Source organism: Arthrobacter sp. Z4-13 (assembly GCF_054792705.1).
In genome coordinates this window covers 2,402,496-2,422,292 of sequence record NZ_CP096459.1, presented here as the reverse complement: position 1 = coordinate 2,422,292, position 19,797 = coordinate 2,402,496, and the positions used below count along the sequence as shown (strand labels likewise).

Sequence of the window (19,797 nt, the reverse complement as noted above, 5' to 3'; positions counted from 1 at the left end):
CGGTGGATTGGTTTTTTAACCTCCGGCTCACCGAGGGCCCGGTGTATTGGGTGTCCCTCGTCATGGGCTTGGCGGGTGCCGCGTGTCTCGTGGCTCCGCCTTGCCACATCCCCGCGCGGCGCTGGGTTTTCCGCGTTATCGCCGCCGCCGCCGTTGCCTTCGCGCTGGTGGCCACCGTCCACTGGGCCCTCATCAACACCTTCGCCGTGTTCCCTGAAAACATTCCGGATCCGGTCCTGCTGTGGGTGGTGCCCGGTGTCGCCGCCGTAATCCTGTTCCTGGTCCGGCTGCCCCGGAGCAGTTGGCGCCGCCGCGCCGCCGGCTTCGTCGCCGCACTCCTGGTCGCATCCCTTTCAGCAGTGCAGATCAACGCCTATTACGGACTCAACCGCACAGTGAGTGACCTTTTTGGCACCGCCGTTGCCCGCATCCCCGCCCTTGAGACGGACCTAATGCGCCAGCCGGGAGAGGCCGACGGCGTTGCCCTCCAGGGCTGGGCGCCCCAGGGGGAGCTGCCGGCAGGGGGAGTCCTTCGAAAGTCCGCCATCCCGGGCACTTTGTCCGGAATGAATACGCGCGAAGCCTATATCTACCTGCCGCCCGCCTATTTTGCGGGCAACCGGCCGGCCCTGCCGGTGCTGGTCCTGGTGGCCGGCCAGCCGGGCGGCCCCGCCGACTGGCTCACCGGGGGAGCCCTGCAGGCACATATGGACTCCTTTGCCGGGTCCCACGGCGGCGTCGCCCCCGTAGTTGTGGTGCCCGACCCGAACGGCTCGCAGTCCGGCAACACGATGTGCATGGACAGCCGGATAGCCAAGGCCGATACCTACCTTTCCCACGACGTGCCGGAATGGATCAGCTCCACGCTTGCGGTGGACACCAACCACGACCAGTGGGCCATCGGTGGATTTTCCTTTGGCGGCACGTGCGCCCTGCAAATGGGAACCCGGCACCCCAAGCTGTTTCCGTCCGTCCTGGCCTTCTCGGGGGAAGCGGAGCCGGCCATTGCCAAGGAGCGGCAGAAAACCATCGACGCTGCCTTTCCGGGGGACCCGGACGCCTTTGAGCGGCAGACGCCCCTTGCCATCATGAAGGAACGCCGCTTCGAGTCCAGCGGGGCGTACCTGACAGCTGGACAGAACGACCCTGAGTTCGTGGCCTACCTTCACACCCTGGCCGCGGCCGCCCGGGACGCGGGCTTCACCGTGCGGGCGCACGAGGTGGAACACACCGGGCACTCGTGGGATACGTCGTCCAGGCGGATTGCTGATGCACTCCAGTTCCTGGCGGACAGGTGGGGACTCCAGCAGTGAGTTCCGCACAGCAGGTCCGCACAGCATCACTGGCGTGGACAACCTTGGGACGCCCGGCCCGGGACCGGATCCTCGCCGCGCTGAAATCAATGCCGCTTTCCGTGGCATTGCTGTCGGTGTTCCTCGTCGCCGGGGCCATCACAGGCAGTTACCTCGCCGGGCCCCCGGAGCATTTGCTGGGAGTGGCGGGAGTGAGCGGACCGGGGCTGCGAGCGGGCAACTGGTGGTCTTTGTTCACCAGCCTCTTTTTTGCCACCAACCCGATGGCCTATGTTGCTGCGTCCCTGATGATCCTGCTGTTGCTCGGCCTTGCCGAACGGAGGATGGGAACACCTGCAGCGGCCGCGTTCTTCTTCGGCGGCCAGTTCGCTGCTGTGACGCTGTTCCTGCTGCTCACCCAGCTGGCGGGCTACGCTGGCGACAGATGGCTTGGCAGCATGGCCGATGAGATTCTGATCGGGCCCTATCCGGCAGTCCTGACGGCGGCACTTGCGGCCAGCGGAAGACTGCCCGTGCTGTGGCAGCGCCGGCTGCGCACCGGCATGCTGTCCATCTCACTCCTGCTGGTGCTCTACGTTGGGCATGCAGAAACGGTCATCGGGCTGCTTGGTGCCGTCCTGGGACTCCTGGCCGGGTGGTGGATCCAGGGCGACCACGGCCACCTGCACCGGCACCGGTCCACCGGCCGGGAGACCCGGAACCTCCTGACTCTCACCGTCGCCGTCTTTGCTGTGGGCCCGATCCTCACGGGGATACGGGCACCCACCGGTCCGCTGGCGCTGCTGCGTGACGTCGTGCTGAACCCCCTGACCGCGCTCACCCAATTGGCTTTCAACTGCGGGGCGACAGTGGAAGCGTCCTGCCTCGAAGCCGGCAGGGCGGGCTTTGCCGGACCCTTCGGCCTTGCCCTTGCAGTAGTTCCCGTGGTCCTGCTGCTGATTTGCGCGGACGGAATGCGCCGCGGCCGGCGGCTTGCCTTGAACATCGCACTCGCCATCCAGTTCGCCGTAACGGGGCTGGCTGCCGTCTACCTGGCACTGTTCGCCCTGGTTCCGTCCCGGCTGCATAGTCCTTCCGCTCCGCCGATGGGCTCTGCCTTTGCCCACGTGCTTCCGCTGGTGGGCGTGCCCCTGCTGTTGGCGGTGCTTTTGTGGTTCAACCGGCGGCAGTTCCGCGTGCAGACCCTTCCCTCCGCCCGGCGGAAGCTGGCGCTGGTGGTGGGCGGAACGTGGCTTGTCCTTGCAGGCACCTACGCGGTTGCCTGGTTCTGGGCAGGCGGATTAACGCGCGCAGGCGGCCTGCTGGGACTGTTTGCCGAGCTGGCACGGCAGTACGTCCCGGTTCCGATCCCGGAGCACTACCACCGGGTTTTCGCTGACCGGAACAGTGTGGAGGCAGTCCTTTTTGCTTACGCCGGTCCGGTGTTCTGGGCGATTGCGCTGGCAGCCGTGTGGTGGGCGCTGCTGGGCGGACACCACGGCCACGATTCCGGGCGGCAGGACAGGATTGAGGCACGGAACCTGCTTCACCAGGGCGGCGGACCACTTTCCTGGATGGCGCTCTGGGAACCCAATAAATACTGGTTCAGTCCGGACGGCCAGGGCGCGATGGCTTTCCAGCGGCACGGCAGCGTGGCGCTGACACTCGGCGGAGCCTTCGGCCCCGCGAAGTGCCGGAAGGACGTTACGGCGGGGTTTTTGGCATACTGCAGCCGGCAGGCACTCATTCCTGCCCTGTACTCCTGCGATGACACGCTCTGGCCCATGCTCCGGGAGCGCGGATTTTCGCGGGTTGCCGTAGCACAGGAGACGCGGCTGGCAATCCGCGAACTCGAATTCAAGGGCAAGGAATGGCAGAACGTCCGGACCGCCCTGAACCGTGCGGCAAAGCTGGGGGTCAGGGCCGTCTGGGGCTCCTACGAGTCGCTGCCCGCGGCGCTTCGCTCACGCCTGAGTGAAGTCTCCGAAGAATGGGCGGCTGGAAAGACCGTTCCCGAGATGGGGTTTACCCTCGGCGGCATTGATGAGCTCGACGACCGGGAGGTACTGTGCTGCCTCGCCGTGGATGAAGAGGGCGCCGTCCATGGAGTGACCAGCTGGCTGCCGGTGTACGACGGCGGGAGGCTGGTCAGCCGGACGCTTGACGTCATGCGCCGGGGAGCCGAAGGATTCCCGGGGGTGATGGAATTCCTCATCGCCTCTGCGGTGCTCGAGCTGCGCAGTTCCGTGGAGGTCATTTCCCTCTCGGGTTCGCCGCTGGCAAGCGTTCCCGGAACCGGTGGCGATTCCGGCGGGGAGGGCGGTGCGGATAACCTGGTGCGGATCCTCGACCTGGTGGGTCATGCCCTGGAACCGGTATATGGATTCCGCTCCCTGGCGGCATTCAAATCGCGGTTCAAGCCGGAGTACCGTGCCCTTTACCTGTATTACCAGGACCCGCTGCACCTGCCCGCTATTGGCCGCGCGCTAACACGTGCCTACTTGCCCGGGCTTTCCCTTCCGCAGGGTGCGCGCCTGGTCCGCAAATTGGTGAAGTGAACTCTTCCAGATAGAGCACCAACAATGCGCGTTCCCAGCGAACAAGGCGGACCAATGGGGACGCCGGAAGCACCCTGGAATTCGACAAAAATGATCCCCGGCATAATTGCCGGGGATCATTTTTTCGCTGCCTGCCGCATTTACGCGGCGGGGCGGGGACTAGACCAGCGTGACGCCGGTTGCCTGCGGACCCTTGGCGCCCTGGCCGATTTCGAACTGAACGCGCTGGTTCTCGTCGAGAGTCTTGAAGCCACCGGTCTGGATCTCCGAGTAGTGCACGAAGACATCACCATCGGAGTCATCCGGGGTAATGAAGCCGAAGCCCTTTTCAGCGTTGAACCACTTGACGGTTCCCTGTGCCATTTATTTCTCCTCATTGTGGAACTTGTTTAAGATCGGCACACCTCGTGCCGGCCTTGGTCACTCCGTGAGAAGAATCCTGGGTTGCCCGCCCGGTAAAGGGACCGGCGCTGCAGGAGCTTCGCACTCGCAACATGTCTTGCGAGCATGAAAAACACCTACACAAAGACTGAGACAAGAATTTCACGCTGCCCAGCGGAGGTCAACGGTTTAAGTGGAGAAACGCATAAATTTTGAGTAAAAAGAAGGTTAAGTGACTTTGTGGAAGCCCAATACCGCGCAATATGAGGGCTCGCCGCATGGCCAGGGAGTGCTGGGCAATGCCGCCGTCAGAAGAGCCGGGATTCGCTGTCATCCACCCCGCGCATGGCGTCGTAGTCAAGGGTGACGCAATCGATCCCGCGGTCGTTCGCCAGGACCTTGGCCTGCGGCTTGATCTGCTGGGCAGCGAAGATACCCCGGACCGGGGCCAACAGCGGATCGCGGTTGAGCAATTCAAGGTATCGGGTGAGCTGCTCCACGCCGTCAATATCGCCGCGCCGCTTGAGCTCGATGGCCACGGTGCCGCCGCCCGAGTCGCGGGCCAGGATGTCCACCGGCCCGATGGCCGTGAAGTACTCGCGGCGGATCAGGGAGTAGCCCTCACCGAGCGTTTCGATCTGTTCCGCCAGCAGCCGCTGCAGGTCCGCCTCCACACCGTCCTTGATCAGGCCCGGATCCACGCCGAGGTCGTGGGAAGACTCACTGAGTTTCTCGTGGATGTTGATGATCAGCCGGTCGTCAGTCTTGGCCGACTGCACGGTCCATTGCTCGATCACACCCAGTTCCAGGTCCACATCCTCGGGGGAAGTGACCCGCAGCGTGGCGGGCGGGCTCATCCAGTTAAGGGGCTTGTAGGAGCCGCCGTCCGAGTGGACCAGGACAGAACCGTCAGCCTTGACAAGCAGCAGCCTGGTGGCAAGGGGGAGATGGGCTTTGAGCCGGCCAACGTAATCAACAGAGCATCGGGCTATGACAAGTCGCACGCCGTACAGACTACCGTCTGGTGCCGCAGGCCTCCGCCCCGGGCAGAGTCCTGCGGCGGATGGTTATGGCCCGGCAAGGAATGGCCCGGGCCGGCGCTGGGGCAGAATGGATGCATGCCGCGTTCCAACCGACCCCGCCGCCCCGTGTCCGGAAGAGCCGGTGCCGCTTCGGGCAGGGTGGCCGGAAAGAAGGGCAGCAGCGAGGTCCCTGAACTTGACCTGGAACGTGCGCGGGCAGGCATCGCCCGTCGGGAAAGCGCTCCCGACGGCGACTGGATGGTCCGCACCATGACGGCCAGGAACGCTGAAAAGACTTACATCTGCCCAGAGTGTTCCACCGCGGTGCTGCCAGGGGTCGCCCACCTGGTGGTCTGGAAGGATGACCACCTCTTCGGCGCTGCCGCGGGTCTGGCGGAACGCCGCCACTGGCACACGAACTGCTGGATGACCCGCAGTTACCGCTACCGGTAAGGGGCCGGGCGCGGCTGTCGCTAAGCTGGCAGGCATGACTTTTGATCCGCCGTCGTACAAATTCGTCCAGTCCACCGGCTCCGTGCCCATCCGTGCTTCCACTGTCCTGCCGGCCCGGCGCGAAAATGTGGAGCTGCTGACGGAGGACGGCCATACCCTGGTGGGGGAACTGGCGCTGCCGGAGTCCGGGCCGGTCAATGCCACGCTGATTACCCTGCACCCGCTGCCTACCCACGGCGGGTTCATGGATTCGCACGTCTACCGCAAGGCCTCCTACCGGCTGCCCGCACTCGCCGGCATCGCCGTGCTGCGGTTTAACACGCGCGGCACGGAGTCCCCACGGGGTACCAGCACGGGCGCCTTCGAGGAAGGTGTTGGAGAGCGGCATGACGTCGAGGCGGCCGTCCGCTTCGCCGTCGAACGCGGCCTGCCCAACCGGTGGCTCGTGGGCTGGTCCTTCGGCACCGAACTTGCCCTGATGTACGGGGCCACGGAACCGGTCGCGGCGCAGATCGAGGGTGCAGTTTTGCTGTCCCCACCGTTGCACCGGGCCAAGGATGCGCACCTGCTGGAATGGGCGCAGTCCGGGAAACCGCTCAAGGTGCTGGTGCCTGAGCACGACGACTACCTGCAGCCGGACGCCGCAGCCGCGCGCTTCAGCCTGGTGCCCCAAGCCCGCATTGTGGGGGTCAAAGGCGCCAAGCATTTGTGGGTGGGGGAGAAGTACGCCGGGCGTGTGCTGAACGAAATAGTGGAAGAGGTTACTGGACCAGGCTCCGGCGGCACCAGCCTGCCGCAGGAATGGGACGGGCCGGTGGCCAACGCCCCGGCTTAGGCCGGAACGCTTGGCTTTCAGGCGTCAGTGCTTGTCCTGACGCACCACATAAATTTCGCGGATCAGCAGCAGGACGGCGGCCGCCGTCGGTATGGCGATCAGGGCGCCGAGGACACCCAGCAGGCTGCCGCCGGCAATGACGGAGATGACGGCCACCGCACCCGGCACCGCGACTGCCTTCTGCATGATGCGCGGGGAGATGAAGTAGGCCTCGAACTGCAGGTAGGCGAAGTAGCAGATGCCGTAAACGGCCGCGCTTTGCCAGCCCTCGGTCAGCGCGATGAGGACTACAAGCACACCGGCAATCAGCCCGCCCACCAGAGGGATAAAGGCCAGCAGGGCCACTACGAACGCCAGCAAAAGCGCGAAGGGGATCCCCACTATGGACATCACGATGAAGGCAAAAGTGGCATTCAGCAGGGCCACGCAGGCCTGCCCGATGACGTAATTGCCCACCGAGCGGGTGATCTCCTCGGACAAAGCCTCCACCCGTGCCCGACGGGAACGCGGCGCCAGCCGGTAGCCCCACTTTTTCATCGCGGGCAGGGCGGCCAGGAAGTACAGGCTCAGCACCAGCACAATCAGTGTGCCGAACAGCCCATTGGCCACCGTTGACCCGAAAGTTACCACCCCGCCGAAAATTCCGCCCACGGCAGCAGGGTCGTTGACGAACTTGTCCAGTTCCTCCGTCATCCGTTCCCGCACGCCGAACTGGTCATCGAGGCTGCGGAAGAAGTCTGAATCAATGAAGTCCCGCACCCAGACAGGTGCCTGCTGGACAATCTCCGTCACCTGCTCCACGATCGTGGGAATCAGGGTGGCAAAGAATCCGACGACGGCGCTCACCAGCACGGTGACGGATACCAGGATCCCGGCCGGGCGGGGAATCTTGCGGCCCTCAAGCCAGCTGACCACCGGCTCCAGGCCCAGCGCGATAAACAGCGCCGCCACGATCCACAGCAGCAGCTGTGTGGTGTTGGATCCGATCCAGTAGACAAGCAAGGCAAGCCCCACGCCCACAGTGCCCATAAAACCCATGTAGAGGGGATGCTGCGGTGACATCCGCGGGCCGGGGTCACCGAACTGGGGCTCCACCCCGCCGGACTCCTCGCCAACCTGGTGGTTGTCCTGGTGGGAGTATTCCGGCGGCATTTCGAAGCGGAGCCTTGGCTGGGCCCCGGGCAGCGGCTGTCGAAGCCGGTGTACCACCAGTCCGAGGGCCGCGGCGGCGGCCCCCCTCCGGCGGACCCGGGCAGGGACGCGCGGAGCACCTGCCGAAGGCTCGGGACCCTCCGGATTCTCGTGTGCCGCGGAGGACTCGTCCGTCTTGTCAGTCACTGGAATTTGGGGCCTGTTCGGTGCGTGGCACCGCTGGCGCGGGCCGGTGTGATGATCATCGCAAACACTATCAGCAGCCCTGTCAACACCCGCGGAGGGCCCGTCCTGGAGGTAACGGAAGAAGCGTTTCCGGCGCCGAAACCAGGGCCGTGGTAACGAAACCGTTACCATTGAAGGTAAACCCCCGCTGATGATAGGTGTTCCCTTGCGTTTAAAGACTGCAGTCGCACTCGTGCTGCTCGGCCTCCTGACACTGCTGGCCGGCATCGGCCAGAGAACCATCTGGGCTCCGTCCGAAACCTTCACGGCGTCTGCGCCTGCTGATGCCGGTGCTGCGCCGCTAACGGTCATAGACCAGAACCTGCGCACCCTTCATGGCGGCACCGTCAAGATCAACATCGAGGGTGATGGCAACTTCCTGCTGGCGGCAGGGCGTCCCGATGACGTTGACGCCTGGGTAGGCCAGACGGCGCATAACACCGTTACGGGGGTTTCGGAGGACGGGAAGTCGCTCCAGGTGGAACACGCGGACGGCGAAGCCACTGCGCCCAACCCCGCAGGCTCCGACCTCTGGGTCTCCACGGAGAACGCAAGCGGCGAACTGGAGTACTCCTGGACGCCGCCGGCTGACGGCGACTGGACCCTTCTGTTGGCCTCTGACGGGACCCAGCCTGCGCCGGCCTCCATCTCCATGACGTTCCCAAACGATACCTCCACCCCGTGGGCCATCCCGCTGATGGTGCTGGGCTCGCTCCTGATCCTTGGCGGGATCGTCCTGGCCCTGCTCACCCTCCGCAAGCGCAATGGCGAAGGTGACGGCAAGGGCAGCGGCTTCGCCCAGCGTGCCCGCGCCAAGACCGAGGCACGTTCGTCCTCGCGTGTGGCCATGGCCGCCGCCGGAGTGGTTGCCGCCGCTGTTGTGGCAGGAACCGGTGTCGCCGCAAATGCGACCTCGCCTGCGCCTGAGCCTTCATCGGATTCAACATCGTCAGCTTCGCCTGCGCAGGAGCAGTCCGGCCCGCCGGTGCTGTTGGATGCGCAGTTCCGTCGCATCCTGGAGCAGGTCTCCAGCGCCGCGGACGCCGGCGACGCAGCAAAGGATGCAGCCAAGCTTGCCGACCGCCTTGGCGGGACTGAGCTTGAAGTCCGGACCCAGAACTACAAGATCCGCTCCCGGGTGGGATCCTACGAGGCACGCATGCCCGTGCGGTCCACCAAGCTCCTCACCACGGCGGTCACGAGCAACCGCGACTGGCCCCGGTCCGTCCTTGCCGTAACGCAGGGTGAGGGCAACGTGGTCCCGCAACTGCTGACGCTCGTCCAGTCCTCAGCGCGCGAGAACTACAAGCTCGTGGAAACGAACCCGCTGCAGCCCGGTACCACCTTCCCCACCATCAACCGTGATGGTACAGAAACGCTGGCTGCCGGTGACAAGACCGGGCTGCTGTACAGCGGCGAAGAGGCTATGTCCGGCCTTGCAGACCGCCTCACCTCCGCCGGGTCCGCCTTCAAGGACAAGCTCGTGGAGGGCAAGTCCTCGCCGTACATCGCGGACACGCTGTCTTACCAGGCCGAGGTGGCCAAGGCGGGGAAGAACGGCAACTTCTCCTTCACGCACAAGGTGGTTCCGGAAAGCACCGTGGTGTTCCGCACGGCGGACGGCGGCGCGCTGGTCCTGGGCCGGATCAACTTCGGCTTTGAGGGAACGCCGAAGGCTGCCGGTGACAAGCTGACTATCGGTGACGACGCCGCCGCCCTCGCAGGCGGCAAGGAAACCACCACGGGCATGGTCCTGAGCTTCGCGGAGTCCATGGCCGTGTATGTTCCGCCCGCAGGCTCCACCGACCCCATGAAGCTTGTGGCTGCCACCCGCGGCCTGGTGGGCGCCAGCTTCAAGTAGACGCCGTACCTGCATTACCCCCGGCAGCGGCCGGAGTGGCTAGAGTGGAAAGCATGAGTTCGCCAGCTTCCCGCCCAGTCCCTCCTGCCGCTGCCAACCCGCTTAACCTGCGCGGCGCCGTCGACCTTTCCTCGCTGAAGCAGCGCCCCGCCGCACCGGCCCCGTCCGCGCCGCCGTCCGGACCGGAAGCGCCCGGGGGAGCGCAGCCCGGCGCCGCTCCCGGCACTCCCGAACTGGTGGTCAACGTGACCGAGGGCAACTTCCAGCAACTGGTGGAGTTGTCCGCGCAGGTGCCGGTGGTCTTCGCGCTGTGGGCTGCCTACTCACCCGAATCGGCAACCATGCTGGACGTCCTGGAACGCGTGGTGGACAGCTATGGCGGCAGGCTGGTCCTGGGAGCCGCCGACATCGAAGCATTCCCGCAGCTTGCCCAGGCGTTCCAGGTGCAGGCCGTGCCTACCGCCGTCGCGGTGCTCAAGGGGCAGCCGGTTCCGCTTTTCCAGGGCGGCGCCGACGAACAGCAGGTCCGCGGTCTTTTTGACGAATTGCTGAAGGTGGCCGCGGCAAACGGTGTGACCGGCAGCCTCGGCGGCGGTGCCGTGCAGGAAGGCGAGCCCGCCCCGCTGCCACCGCTGCACCAGGCCGCCTTTGACGCCATCGAAGCCGGCGACTATGCGGCGGCGGCAGCAGCCTACCGGCAGGCGCTGAACGAGATGCCGGCCGACCACGAGGCGAAGGCAGGGCTGGCCCAGGTGGAGCTGATGGAGCGTCTCCAGCCGCTCTCCGCCCAGGACAGCGAAGCACTGCGCGCCCAGGCGGCCAATGAGCCGGACAACCTGCAGGCACAGCTTGCCGTCGCTGACCTGGATGTGGCCGGCGGGCACGTGGAGGACGCGCTGAACCGCCTGGTCAGCTTTATCGGCAGGAACTTCGGACCGGAGCGCGAGACTGCCCGGGTCCGCCTGCTTGAGCTGTTCGACGTGGTGGGCGCAGCAGATGATCGAGTGGCCAAGGCGCGCCAGGCACTTGCGAGGGTACTTTTCTGATGTCCGCTTTGTTCGAACCGCTGAAGCTCCGCTCGCTTGAGCTCCAGCACCGCGGCTGGGTGTCGCCGATGTGCCAGTACAGCTGCGATGCCGACGCCGCGCCCGGCGTTCCGCACGACTGGCACCTGATGCACCTGGGCTCCTTCGCCGCCGGCGGCGCGGCGCTGATCCTCACCGAGGCCGCCGCCGTGAACCACGAGGGCATGATCAGTCCCCGCGATGCCGGCCTCTACAACGATGCCCAGGCCGAAGCCTGGCAGCGGATTACGTCCTTTGTGCACCAGCACGGGGCGGCTGAAGCAAAAATTGGCGTCCAGTTGGCCCATGCCGGCCGGAAGGCCTCCACGTATTGGCCTTTCTCCGGCAAGCACGGCAGCGTCCCCCAGTCCGACGGCGGCTGGACCACAGTGGGGCCCTCACCGTCAGCGTTCGACGGCTATACCGAACCCGCCGTGATGAGCGAGGAACAAATTGCAGGTGTGATCGGCGACTTTGCGGCCGCGGCAGTCCGCGCGGTGGACGCCGGGTTCGATACGGTGGAAATCCACGGGGCTCACGGTTACCTCCTGCACCAGTTCCAGAGCCCGCTGATCAACACGCGGACGGACGCCTGGGGTGGGGATGAAGCGGGGCGGAGCCGCCTGATGCTTGCGGTGGTTGATGCGGTGCGGGCTGTCATTCCGGACTCGATGCCCCTGCTGTTGAGGATCTCCGCCAGCGACTGGGCTGACGGCGGGGTTGACCTGGCGGCGTCCGTGCGGCTTGCACGGGAGGCGGCGCAGCACGGCGTGGACCTGGTGGACGTCTCCAGCGGCGGAGCCGTAGCCCATCAGCAGATTAAGGCCGGTCCCGGATACCAGACAGGATTCTCCGCTGCCATCCGCAGGGAGGCGGGGGTGCCCACCGGAACCGTGGGGCTCCTGACTTCCGCCGGCCAGGCTGAACATGCCATTGCGACCGGACAGGCGGACGGCGTCTTTATTGCCCGGGCGGCGCTTCGGGACCCGCACTGGTGGCTGCGCGCGGCCTTCGAGCTGGGCCACGACATCACATGGGCGCCGCAGTACGAGCGCGCCGTGCCGCGGCGCACCTTCTAAAGGCCGCGGACGTGATGGCCCACCGGCAGCCGGACAAGGAACAAGCCCCCGAGGGCGGAATCGACCGACAGCTGGAGACCATCATCCTGGAACTCCTCGCTGCCAGGGCTGCAACGTCCACCATCTGCCCGTCGGATGCTGCCCGGGCCGTTGGCGACGAAAATTGGCGCGACCTGATGGAGCCTGCCCGCATGGCTGCCCGGCGGCTGGTTGACGCCGGCGAGGTGGAGATCACCCAGGGCGGTTCGGTGGTGGATCCTGCCACAGCCAAAGGACCCATCCGGATCCGCAAGGTGAGGTAGGAACCGGCGGCCCAGTGCGAAGCCGATCTACACCTATTTCACTACTCCTGCAGGAGGACCCCGCTGCCGCAACCCGAGGACTAGTCTGGCTTCATGACTGCTCAGCAACCTGACCCCGCGCGGCCCGCCGGTCCCGTCGCCGCACTGTCCATCCGGGGACTCGCCAAACGGTTCGGGCAAAAGATCGCCGTGGACGGCATCAGCCTGGACGTCCCCGCGGGTTCCTTCTTCGGGATTGTCGGCCCCAACGGCGCCGGCAAGACCACCACACTGTCGATGGCCACCGGGCTGCTGCGCCCGGACTTCGGCACCGCCGTCGTCCATGGCGTGGATGTCTGGTCCCGCCCGCTGGAGGCCAAGCGCCTGATGGGGATCCTGCCGGATGGGGTCCGGCTGTTTGACCGGTTAACCGGCGAACAGCTCATTACCTACGCCGGCCTGCTGCGCGGAATGGACAAGGAAGTGGTGGCCAGCCGCGTGGGCGAGCTGCTGGCGGCCATGGACCTCGCGCAGGACGCCGGCACACTGGTGGTTGACTACTCGGCGGGCATGACCAAAAAGATCGCCCTGGCATCTGCCCTGATCCACGCGCCCAGGCTACTGGTCCTGGACGAGCCCTTCGAAGCCGTTGACCCCGTCTCTGCCTCGAACATCCGCTCGATCCTGGACAGCTACGTGGCGTCCGGCGGCACGGTGATCGTCTCCAGTCACGTGATGGACCTGGTGCAGCGCATGTGCGACCACGTTGCAGTGGTGGCCGGCGGCAGGCTGCTGGCCACCGGAACCGTCGACGAGGTGCGAGGGGGAGTCTCCCTGGAAGACCGGTTCGTCCAGCTGGTGGGCGGCCGCAGCCACACGGAAGGGCTGGAATGGTTGCGCACCTTCTAAGGCTCAAAATCAGTCTGCTGCGTAACGGCCTTCGCCGCAGCCCGTGGCAGCTGGTGGGCATGGCGTTCGCAGGACTCTATGCACTGAGCGTCGTAGCCACGCTGGTGGTGGTGCTGGTCCTGCTTCGCCAGGCGGAACACGAGCTGGTGTATACAGCAGTGATGCTGGGCGGCTCCGCGGCCGTCCTCGGCTGGGGAATCATTCCGGTGGTGGCTTCAGCTACGGACATGACGCTGGATCCGGCCCGCTTCACCACGTTCGCCGTCCCCATGAAGCATATGCTGGCAGGGCTGGCGCTGGGCGGACTGATCGGTATTCCGGGCCTGGCAACAGCGCTGGTGGCACTGTCCACGGTGGTGACGTGGTCCCGCGGCGTACTGCCCGCGCTTGCGGCCCTGTTGGGTGCAGCGGTGGGCGTGCTGACCTGCATTGTGCTGTCCAAGGTGGTGACCACGGCCACGGCCAGCCTCGCGTCCTCCCGCCGCTTCAAGGATGTCAGCGCGGTCGCGTTTATGGTGCCGCTCGTCCTCCTGGGCCCGATCGTGGCTGGAGTAGGGCGCGGGATCACCGCCTCCACCGGCTTCCTCCCGGACTTTGCCCGGACGTTGTCGTGGACTCCGCTTGGCGCCCCGTGGGCATTGGCGGGCGACATTGAGGCCGGCCGGCCCGGTGCGGCGGCCTTGAAACTGCTCATCTCCCTTGCGGTGCTTGCCGGCCTTGCGTGGTGCTGGAAGCTGCTGTTGGAACGTGCCCTGGTCACCCCGCCCTACTCGGGCAGCGGAAAGCGCAAGGGCGGCAAGCTGGGACTGCTCGGGTTCCTGCCGGCTGTTCCTGCGGGCGCGGTGATGGCAAGGGCCCTTACCTACTGGATCCGGGACCCCCGCTACTCCGGCTCGCTCATCGTGGTCCCGCTCCTTCCGGTGGTGCTGGTGTTCCAGGGCAGCCAGGCCGGCGACTTCAGCACCCTGGCGTTCCTGGCTCCGCTGACGGCGTTTATCCTGGCCTGGTCCATCTCCGCTGATGTCTCCTATGACAACACCGCCTTCGCGCTGCACCTGGCCAGCGGGGTCCATGGTGTTGACGACAGGCTGGGCCGCGCCCTGGCGTGCCTGGCCTTCGCACTGCCGGTGGTTCTGGTGTTCGCCGCCGGCTACTCTGCCTTCACCGGTGACTGGGACCCGTTGCCCGGCCAGTTGGGGCTGAGTTTGGGGATCCTCTTTACGGGACTGGGATTGTCCTCAGTGGTCTCGGCCCGGTACACCGTGGCGGTTCCCTTGCCCGGCGACAGTCCCTTCAAGAAGCCCCCGGGAAACGTGGGCCAGACCCTTGCCGTCCAGTTTGCCGGGCTGGGAGTCCTGCTGGTCCTGGTGCTGCCGGAGGCCGCGCTCCTGATCGCACAGCTGGTCACCGGCAACAGCCTGTTCGGCTGGCTGAACCTCGGCGTTGGACTGGTGCTGGGAGTGGGCCTGTTGGTGATCGGTGTCCGGCTGGGCGGGAAATGGCTTGACGCCCGCGGTCCTGAACTGCTGGCGCAGGTGACAGTGAACCGCTGAGCAGTGCCTATGGAGCGGGTGCACTATGAAGGAGTGCATGATGGAGCAGTGGACCGCCAACGAAGCGAACGGCTGACACGGCCCGGGAAGGAACAGTATGGAAGTAGTCATCCTCAACGGCAGCAAACACATCGGGAAGCTTGCCGCGGATGCCATCGAGGAGCTCCTGCGGCGCAAACCGGATGCCGTACTGGGGCTTGCCACGGGATCGTCACCGTTGCCGGTCTACGACGAGCTCGCTTCCCGCCACCAGCGGGACGGCCTGGACTTCAGCCGTGCCTCCGGTTTTGCCCTCGACGAGTACGTGGGCCTGCCGGCCGGGCACCCCGAATCGTACCGCGAGGTCATCCGGCGGGAGTTCACCGATCGGGTCAACATTGCCCCCGGAAATGTCCATGGGCCGGACGGAACAGCAACGGACATCCCGGAGGCCTGCCGTGCCTACGAGGAGTCCATCACCGCGGCTGGCGGTGTTGACCTTCAGCTCCTCGGCGTGGGCACCGACGGCCACATCGGCTTTAATGAGCCCGGATCCTCCTTCGCCTCCCGCACCCGGATCAAGAGCCTCATCGAACAGACACGCCGTGACAACGCCCGGTTCTTCAGCGGACTGGCCGAGGTCCCGCACCACGTTCTGACCCAAGGCCTGGGAACGATCATGGATGCCCGGCATGTGATCCTTGTGGCAACCGGCGCGCAGAAGGCGCAGGCTGTCCGCGAGTTCGTCGAAGGGCCGGTGTCCGCCATCTGCCCCGCGTCGGTGCTGCAGTTCCATCCCCATGCCACAGTCCTGCTGGACGAGGCAGCCGCCTCAGCGCTGAAACTCGCGGATTTCTACCGCCACACCTATGACAACAAGCCCGACTGGCAAGGCCTCTGAGCGCACGGCAACACCCTCTCCAGCTGCCAAATATTACGACGGCGGCAGGCAGCGGGCGGCTTTTTCCTTCCGCTGGGCGTGCGCCGGCGTCGAACGCCCCACCGCCGGAAAGGCTAAGATGGTTGGCATGACTAGCATGACGGACCCTCTCGAAAACGACCCGATGCGCGAGCTTTCCGGGGCTGGAACGTCCACGGCCACCATTGAGCGCGAGGAACTGCGCCAAGAGGTGGAGCCGGGAGACCGGGAGCGCTTTTCGCACTACGTGCGCAAGGAAAAGATCATGGAGTCCGCGCTGACCGGGGAGCCCGTCATTGCCCTGTGCGGCAAAGTCTGGACGCCCGGCCGGGATCCGCAGAAGTTCCCGGTGTGCCCGATGTGCAAAGAGGTCTATGACGGCCTCCGTCCGGGCAACGATGGCGGCAAGGGTCCCGGAGGGGACTCAGGCAACAACAAGTAGTGACGGAGACGCTTTTTGGCGGCCCCACCCTGCCTCCGGCTTATCCGGAACGTGCAGCCTGGGGAACCGCCCCGAAACTCCGTGCCTGGCAGCAGGAAGCCCTGGACCTCTACCTGAGGACGAGTCCCCGGGACTTCCTGGCCGTGGCAACGCCCGGCGCCGGTAAAACCACTTTCGCGCTCCGGATCGCGTCCACTCTCATCGAGTCCGGTATGGTCAACCGCGTGACCATCGTCGCGCCCACGGACCACCTCAAGCGCCAGTGGGCGGATGCGGCAGCCAAGGTGGGCATTGCCATTGACCCCAACTTCAAGAACTCAGACGGCCAGCACGGCCGCGGCTTTATCGGCGTCGCCGTCACATACGCCCAGGTGGCCAGCAAGCCTATGCTGCACCGGGCCAAAACCGAGGCCGCGCGGACCCTGGTGATCCTGGATGAGATCCACCACGGCGGCGAGGCGTTGTCCTGGGGCGACGGCCTGCGGGAGGCGTTCGATCCCGCAGCGCGCCGGCTCTCCCTGACCGGTACCCCGTTCCGCTCGGACACCTCACCCATTCCGTTCGTGGAGTACGCGGAGGACCGGGACGGTATCCGTCGGTCCAAGGCGGACTACACCTACGGCTACGGGAACGCCCTGCGGGACCACGTGGTCCGGCCGGTGATGTTTATGGCGTACTCAGGGCAGATGCGCTGGCGGACCAGCGCGGGCGAGGAGATGGCGGCATCACTTGGCGAGGCTGCGGTGACCAAGGACATCACTTCGCACGCCTGGCGTACCGCACTGAACCCTGCGGGCGAGTGGATTCCGGCTGTCCTCGCCGGGGCGGACAAACGCCTCAGCGAGGTCCGCCGCACCGTCCCCGACGCCGGCGGGCTGGTGATCGCCACCGACCACGAGGATGCCAGGGCATATGCCGGGCAGCTGAAGCGCATTACCGGCGAGTCGCCCACCGTCATCCTTTCCGACGACGCCAAAGCCTCCAGCAAGATCGAGGAGTTTACCGCCAGCGAGAAGCGGTGGATGGTTGCGGTCCGGATGGTGTCCGAAGGTGTTGACGTGCCCCGGCTGTCAGTGGGTGTGTACGCCACGTCCACGTCCACTCCGCTGTTCTTCGCCCAGGCGGTGGGCCGCTTTGTGCGTGCCCGCAAGCGGGGCGAGACGGCGTCGGTCTTCCTGCCGTCCGTGCCGCAGCTGATGGCCCTGGCCAACTCGATGGAGGCCGAGCGCGACCACGCCCTGGACCGGCCGGAGAAGGAGGACGGGGACGGCCTCTTCAATCCGGAAGACTCGCTGATGGCGGAAGCCAACCGTGAGGACAAGGCCTCGGACAGCCTCACCAAAGGCAAGTTCGAGGCCCTGGACTCGCAGGCGTCCTTTGACCGCGTCCTGTTCGACGGCGGCGAGTTCGGCACCGGCGGCGAAGTAGGGTCCGACGACGAAATGGACTTCCTGGGCATCCCCGGGCTGCTGGACGCCGAACAGGTGGGCACGCTGCTTCGCCAGCGCCAGCATGAGCAGCTCAACCGGAAGAACCGGCGTGCCCCGGCGGTGGCGGAAACCGCTGCGCCGACAGTCCCGGACCACCGGCTGCTGATGGACCTTCGGAACGAACTGGCCAAGAACGTGGCTGCCTGGTCCGCCCGTACCGGGACGCCCCACGGCGTGGTCCACACCAAGCTAAGGACTGTTTGCGGCGGTCCGCCGGTGGCGCAGGCCAACGAGGAACAGCTGCAGTCCCGCCTGCGGAAGCTTCAGGACTGGTTCATCGGCCGAAAATAGCGCTCAGGCGACGTCGACGCCGCCAAGCTCCATCTCGGTGATTGCTTCCTCGGGGTCCTCTGCGATCCCTGCCGTCAGGGAGCGGATGACCGTCACGGAGTAGCCTGCCTGGACTGCGTCAAGGGACGTTGCCTTGACGCAGTAATCGGTGGCGATGCCCACCACCACCACGTCCTCCACGTCGTTGCTCTGCAGCCAGTCGTCCAGGCCGATGGCGTCTTCAGCGGCAGCATATTTGTCAGCTTCGCCGGCACCCGGCAGCGCGCCGGGTTGCCGTTCCCCGGTGGGAACGGCGTCTTCCGGCGCCTGCAGCCCCTCGAAGCCGGAGTAGGCGGCAGCAAACTGCCCCTTCTGGAAGTAGGCGTCGATGTACTCGGTGTCCAGATCCGGGTGGAGTTCCGCACCGCGGGTTCCCGCCACGCAATGCGGCGGCCAGCTGTCGATGAAATCAGGGGCCTCGGAGAAGTGGTCGCCGGGGTTGATATGCCAGTCCTGGGTGGCCACGACGTGGTCGAACTCGCTGTGGTGGGCATCCACGTATTCACTGATCGCACCGGCCACCGCTGCGCCGCCGGGCACGGCGAGCGAGCCGCCCTCGCAAAAATCGTTCTGGACGTCAACGATGATCAGGGCGCGGGACATCAGGTCTCCTCAGTTTTCTTCATAGAGAGTAGGGATGGCTGCTTCACCGCGCTGGAGGCGGTTGACCACGGCCGGAAGTTCAGCCATCGACTCGGCGTGGCGCCGGCGCGCCCGGAGCACGCCTTCATGGCCGGTCCAGCCCGGCATCAGTTCGCCGTTTTTCATGAACTGCTGCAGCAGCGGACGGTCATTGCCGTCGTCCTCGGGCCGGCGGCCCACACCCACCACCTCAGCAGTGGCAATGCCGCGTTCGTCCAGTTTCCGCAGCGCGTATTTGCGCCCGCCCACGCTTGCCTTGTTCTTGGCGGCTTTGGCTACGGAGACGAAGTTCCCGTCGTCGTCCGTGCGGCTTACCAGTTTGTAGACCATACTGGCGGTCGGGGCGCCGGATCCGGTGACCAGGGAAGTGCCCACGCCGTAGGAGTCCACGGGGGCGGACTGAAGCGCGGCGATGGCGAATTCGTCCAGGTCGGACGTGACCACGATTTTGGTGTTTTCGTTGCCGAGGTGGTCAAGGAGCTGGCGGACCCATTGGGCCTGGGCCACGAGGTCGCCGGAATCCAGCCGGACCGCGCCAAGCCGTGGGCCTGCAAGGTCCACGGCCGTGCGTACGGCCGCTTCGACGTCGTAGGTGTCCACCAGCAGGGACGTAGCGTCGCCGAGGGCGGCAATTTGGGCCTCGAAGGCATCCCGCTCCGTGTCATGCAGGAGGGTGAAGGAATGGGCAGCGGTGCCCACCGTCTTGATCCCGTAGCGGATGCCCGCCTCCAGGTTGGACGTGCTGTCGAATCCGGCAATGATGGCTGCCCTGGCGGAGGCGGTAGCGGCTTCCTCATGGGTGCGCCGGGAGCCCATCTCGATACAGGGGCGGCCGCCGGCAGCACTGATCATCCGGGACGCGGCGGAGGCGATGGCACTGTCGTGGTTGAGCACGGACAACAGATACGTCTCCAGCATGCACGCTTCACCAAAGGTGGCCTCCACGATCAGGATGGGGGAGTTCGGAAAGTACGCTTCCCCTTCCGGATAGCCCCAGATATCACCGGAGAAACGGTAGGACTCGAGGTACTCCAGCGTCTCCTCATTAACCACCTTCGTGCGGGCCAGGAAGTCCAGTTCGGCCTTCCCGAAGCGGAAATTCGCGATGCCTTCCAGCAGCCGGCCGGTACCGGCCACGATGCCGTAACGCCGGCCGTCCGGGAGCCGCCGGGCAAAAGCCTCGAAGACGGACCTGCGGTGCGCGGCGCCTGAATGAAGTGACGCCTGCAGCATGGTCAGCTCGTAGTGGTCAGTGTAAAAGGACGTGCGGGGATGGTCCCAGCCGGCAGAGGTGCTCACGAAAGTCACTCTAGTCCCCACCGGCTCCCAC

At 65.9% G+C, this 19,797-nt stretch carries 18 protein-coding genes; 13 read left to right on the top strand and 5 right to left on the bottom strand.

The features are described from left to right. The first annotated feature begins 2 nt into the window (after positions 1-2). Both M1E07_RS12925 and M1E07_RS12920 read left to right on the top strand, forming a co-directional pair. A complete protein-coding gene (locus tag M1E07_RS12925) occupies positions 3-1,313 on the top strand; it encodes an alpha/beta hydrolase (protein ID WP_461187081.1) in 1,311 nt (436 codons plus the stop codon). Further along, on the top strand, positions 1,310-3,850 hold the full coding sequence (locus M1E07_RS12920) for a bifunctional lysylphosphatidylglycerol flippase/synthetase MprF (RefSeq protein WP_461187080.1): 2,541 nt from the start codon (positions 1,310-1,312) through the stop codon (positions 3,848-3,850). The genes M1E07_RS12925 and M1E07_RS12920 overlap by 4 nt, the downstream gene beginning before the upstream one ends. Before the next feature lie 159 nt (positions 3,851-4,009). On the opposite strand, the gene M1E07_RS12915 is transcribed toward M1E07_RS12920, so the two are convergent. Further along, entirely contained in the window at positions 4,010-4,213 is a 204-nt protein-coding gene (locus M1E07_RS12915; protein WP_011692441.1) for a cold-shock protein, read from the bottom strand. A gap of 326 nt (positions 4,214-4,539) precedes the next feature. After that, entirely contained in the window at positions 4,540-5,235 is a 696-nt protein-coding gene (gene nucS, locus M1E07_RS12910; RefSeq protein WP_461187079.1) for an endonuclease NucS, read from the bottom strand. A 114-nt stretch (positions 5,236-5,349) separates the two neighbouring features. Here nucS and M1E07_RS12905 point away from each other — a divergent pair, with 114 nt between their 5' ends. Both M1E07_RS12905 and M1E07_RS12900 read left to right on the top strand, forming a co-directional pair. After that, complete coding sequence (locus M1E07_RS12905; protein WP_461187078.1) at positions 5,350-5,706, top strand: ATP/GTP-binding protein; 357 nt, start codon at positions 5,350-5,352, stop codon at positions 5,704-5,706. Between the two features lie 34 nt (positions 5,707-5,740). Continuing rightward, positions 5,741-6,541, top strand: coding sequence for an alpha/beta hydrolase (locus tag M1E07_RS12900; RefSeq protein WP_461187077.1), 801 nt, complete (start codon positions 5,741-5,743; stop codon positions 6,539-6,541). 24 nt (positions 6,542-6,565) lie between these two features. On the opposite strand, the gene M1E07_RS12895 is transcribed toward M1E07_RS12900, so the two are convergent. Beyond that, on the bottom strand, positions 6,566-7,879 hold the full coding sequence (locus M1E07_RS12895) for an AI-2E family transporter (RefSeq protein WP_461187076.1): 1,314 nt from the start codon (positions 7,877-7,879) through the stop codon (positions 6,566-6,568). Positions 7,880-8,069: 190 nt separating this feature from the next. On the opposite strand from M1E07_RS12895, the gene M1E07_RS12890 reads away from it, so the two are divergent. The 9 genes from M1E07_RS12890 to M1E07_RS12850 all read left to right on the top strand — a co-directional run bounded on the left by M1E07_RS12890 (position 8,070) and on the right by M1E07_RS12850 (position 17,786). Next, entirely contained in the window at positions 8,070-9,779 is a 1,710-nt protein-coding gene (locus M1E07_RS12890; RefSeq protein WP_461187075.1) for a hypothetical protein, read from the top strand. Between the two features lie 53 nt (positions 9,780-9,832). Beyond that, positions 9,833-10,825, top strand: a complete 993-nt coding sequence (locus M1E07_RS12885) for a co-chaperone YbbN (protein WP_461187074.1) — start codon at positions 9,833-9,835, stop codon at positions 10,823-10,825. Beyond that, the gene (locus M1E07_RS12880) at positions 10,825-11,922 is read left to right on the top strand and encodes an NADH:flavin oxidoreductase/NADH oxidase (RefSeq protein WP_461187073.1); all 1,098 of its coding nucleotides are present in this window, start codon (positions 10,825-10,827) and stop codon (positions 11,920-11,922) included. Before M1E07_RS12885 ends, M1E07_RS12880 begins: the two co-directional genes overlap by 1 nt. A 14-nt stretch (positions 11,923-11,936) precedes the next feature. Continuing rightward, the gene (locus M1E07_RS12875; protein ID WP_461190397.1) at positions 11,937-12,224 is read left to right on the top strand and encodes a DUF3253 domain-containing protein; all 288 of its coding nucleotides are present in this window, start codon (positions 11,937-11,939) and stop codon (positions 12,222-12,224) included. A gap of 93 nt (positions 12,225-12,317) precedes the next feature. Next, a complete protein-coding gene (locus tag M1E07_RS12870) occupies positions 12,318-13,112 on the top strand; it encodes an ABC transporter ATP-binding protein (protein ID WP_461187072.1) in 795 nt (264 codons plus the stop codon). Further along, positions 13,094-14,665 (top strand): transporter, encoded by a 1,572-nt coding sequence (locus tag M1E07_RS12865; protein ID WP_461187071.1) that lies wholly within the window; start codon positions 13,094-13,096, stop codon positions 14,663-14,665. Before M1E07_RS12870 ends, M1E07_RS12865 begins: the two co-directional genes overlap by 19 nt. 97 nt (positions 14,666-14,762) lie before the next feature. Then, on the top strand, positions 14,763-15,545 hold the full coding sequence (nagB, locus tag M1E07_RS12860; protein WP_461187070.1) for a glucosamine-6-phosphate deaminase: 783 nt from the start codon (positions 14,763-14,765) through the stop codon (positions 15,543-15,545). Positions 15,546-15,663: 118 nt separating this feature from the next. Continuing rightward, a complete protein-coding gene (locus M1E07_RS12855; protein WP_458781703.1) occupies positions 15,664-16,005 on the top strand; it encodes a DUF3039 domain-containing protein in 342 nt (113 codons plus the stop codon). Beyond that, positions 16,005-17,786, top strand: a complete 1,782-nt coding sequence (locus M1E07_RS12850; protein ID WP_461187069.1) for a DEAD/DEAH box helicase — start codon at positions 16,005-16,007, stop codon at positions 17,784-17,786. Before M1E07_RS12855 ends, M1E07_RS12850 begins: the two co-directional genes overlap by 1 nt. A gap of 3 nt (positions 17,787-17,789) precedes the next feature. On the opposite strand, the gene M1E07_RS12845 is transcribed toward M1E07_RS12850, so the two are convergent. Together M1E07_RS12845 and M1E07_RS12840 are read right to left on the bottom strand one after the other, a co-directional pair. Beyond that, a complete protein-coding gene (locus M1E07_RS12845) occupies positions 17,790-18,428 on the bottom strand; it encodes an isochorismatase family protein (protein ID WP_461187068.1) in 639 nt (212 codons plus the stop codon). Between the two features lie 9 nt (positions 18,429-18,437). Further along, complete coding sequence (locus M1E07_RS12840) at positions 18,438-19,766, bottom strand: nicotinate phosphoribosyltransferase (protein WP_461187067.1); 1,329 nt, start codon at positions 19,764-19,766, stop codon at positions 18,438-18,440. Positions 19,767-19,797 lie beyond the last annotated feature (31 nt).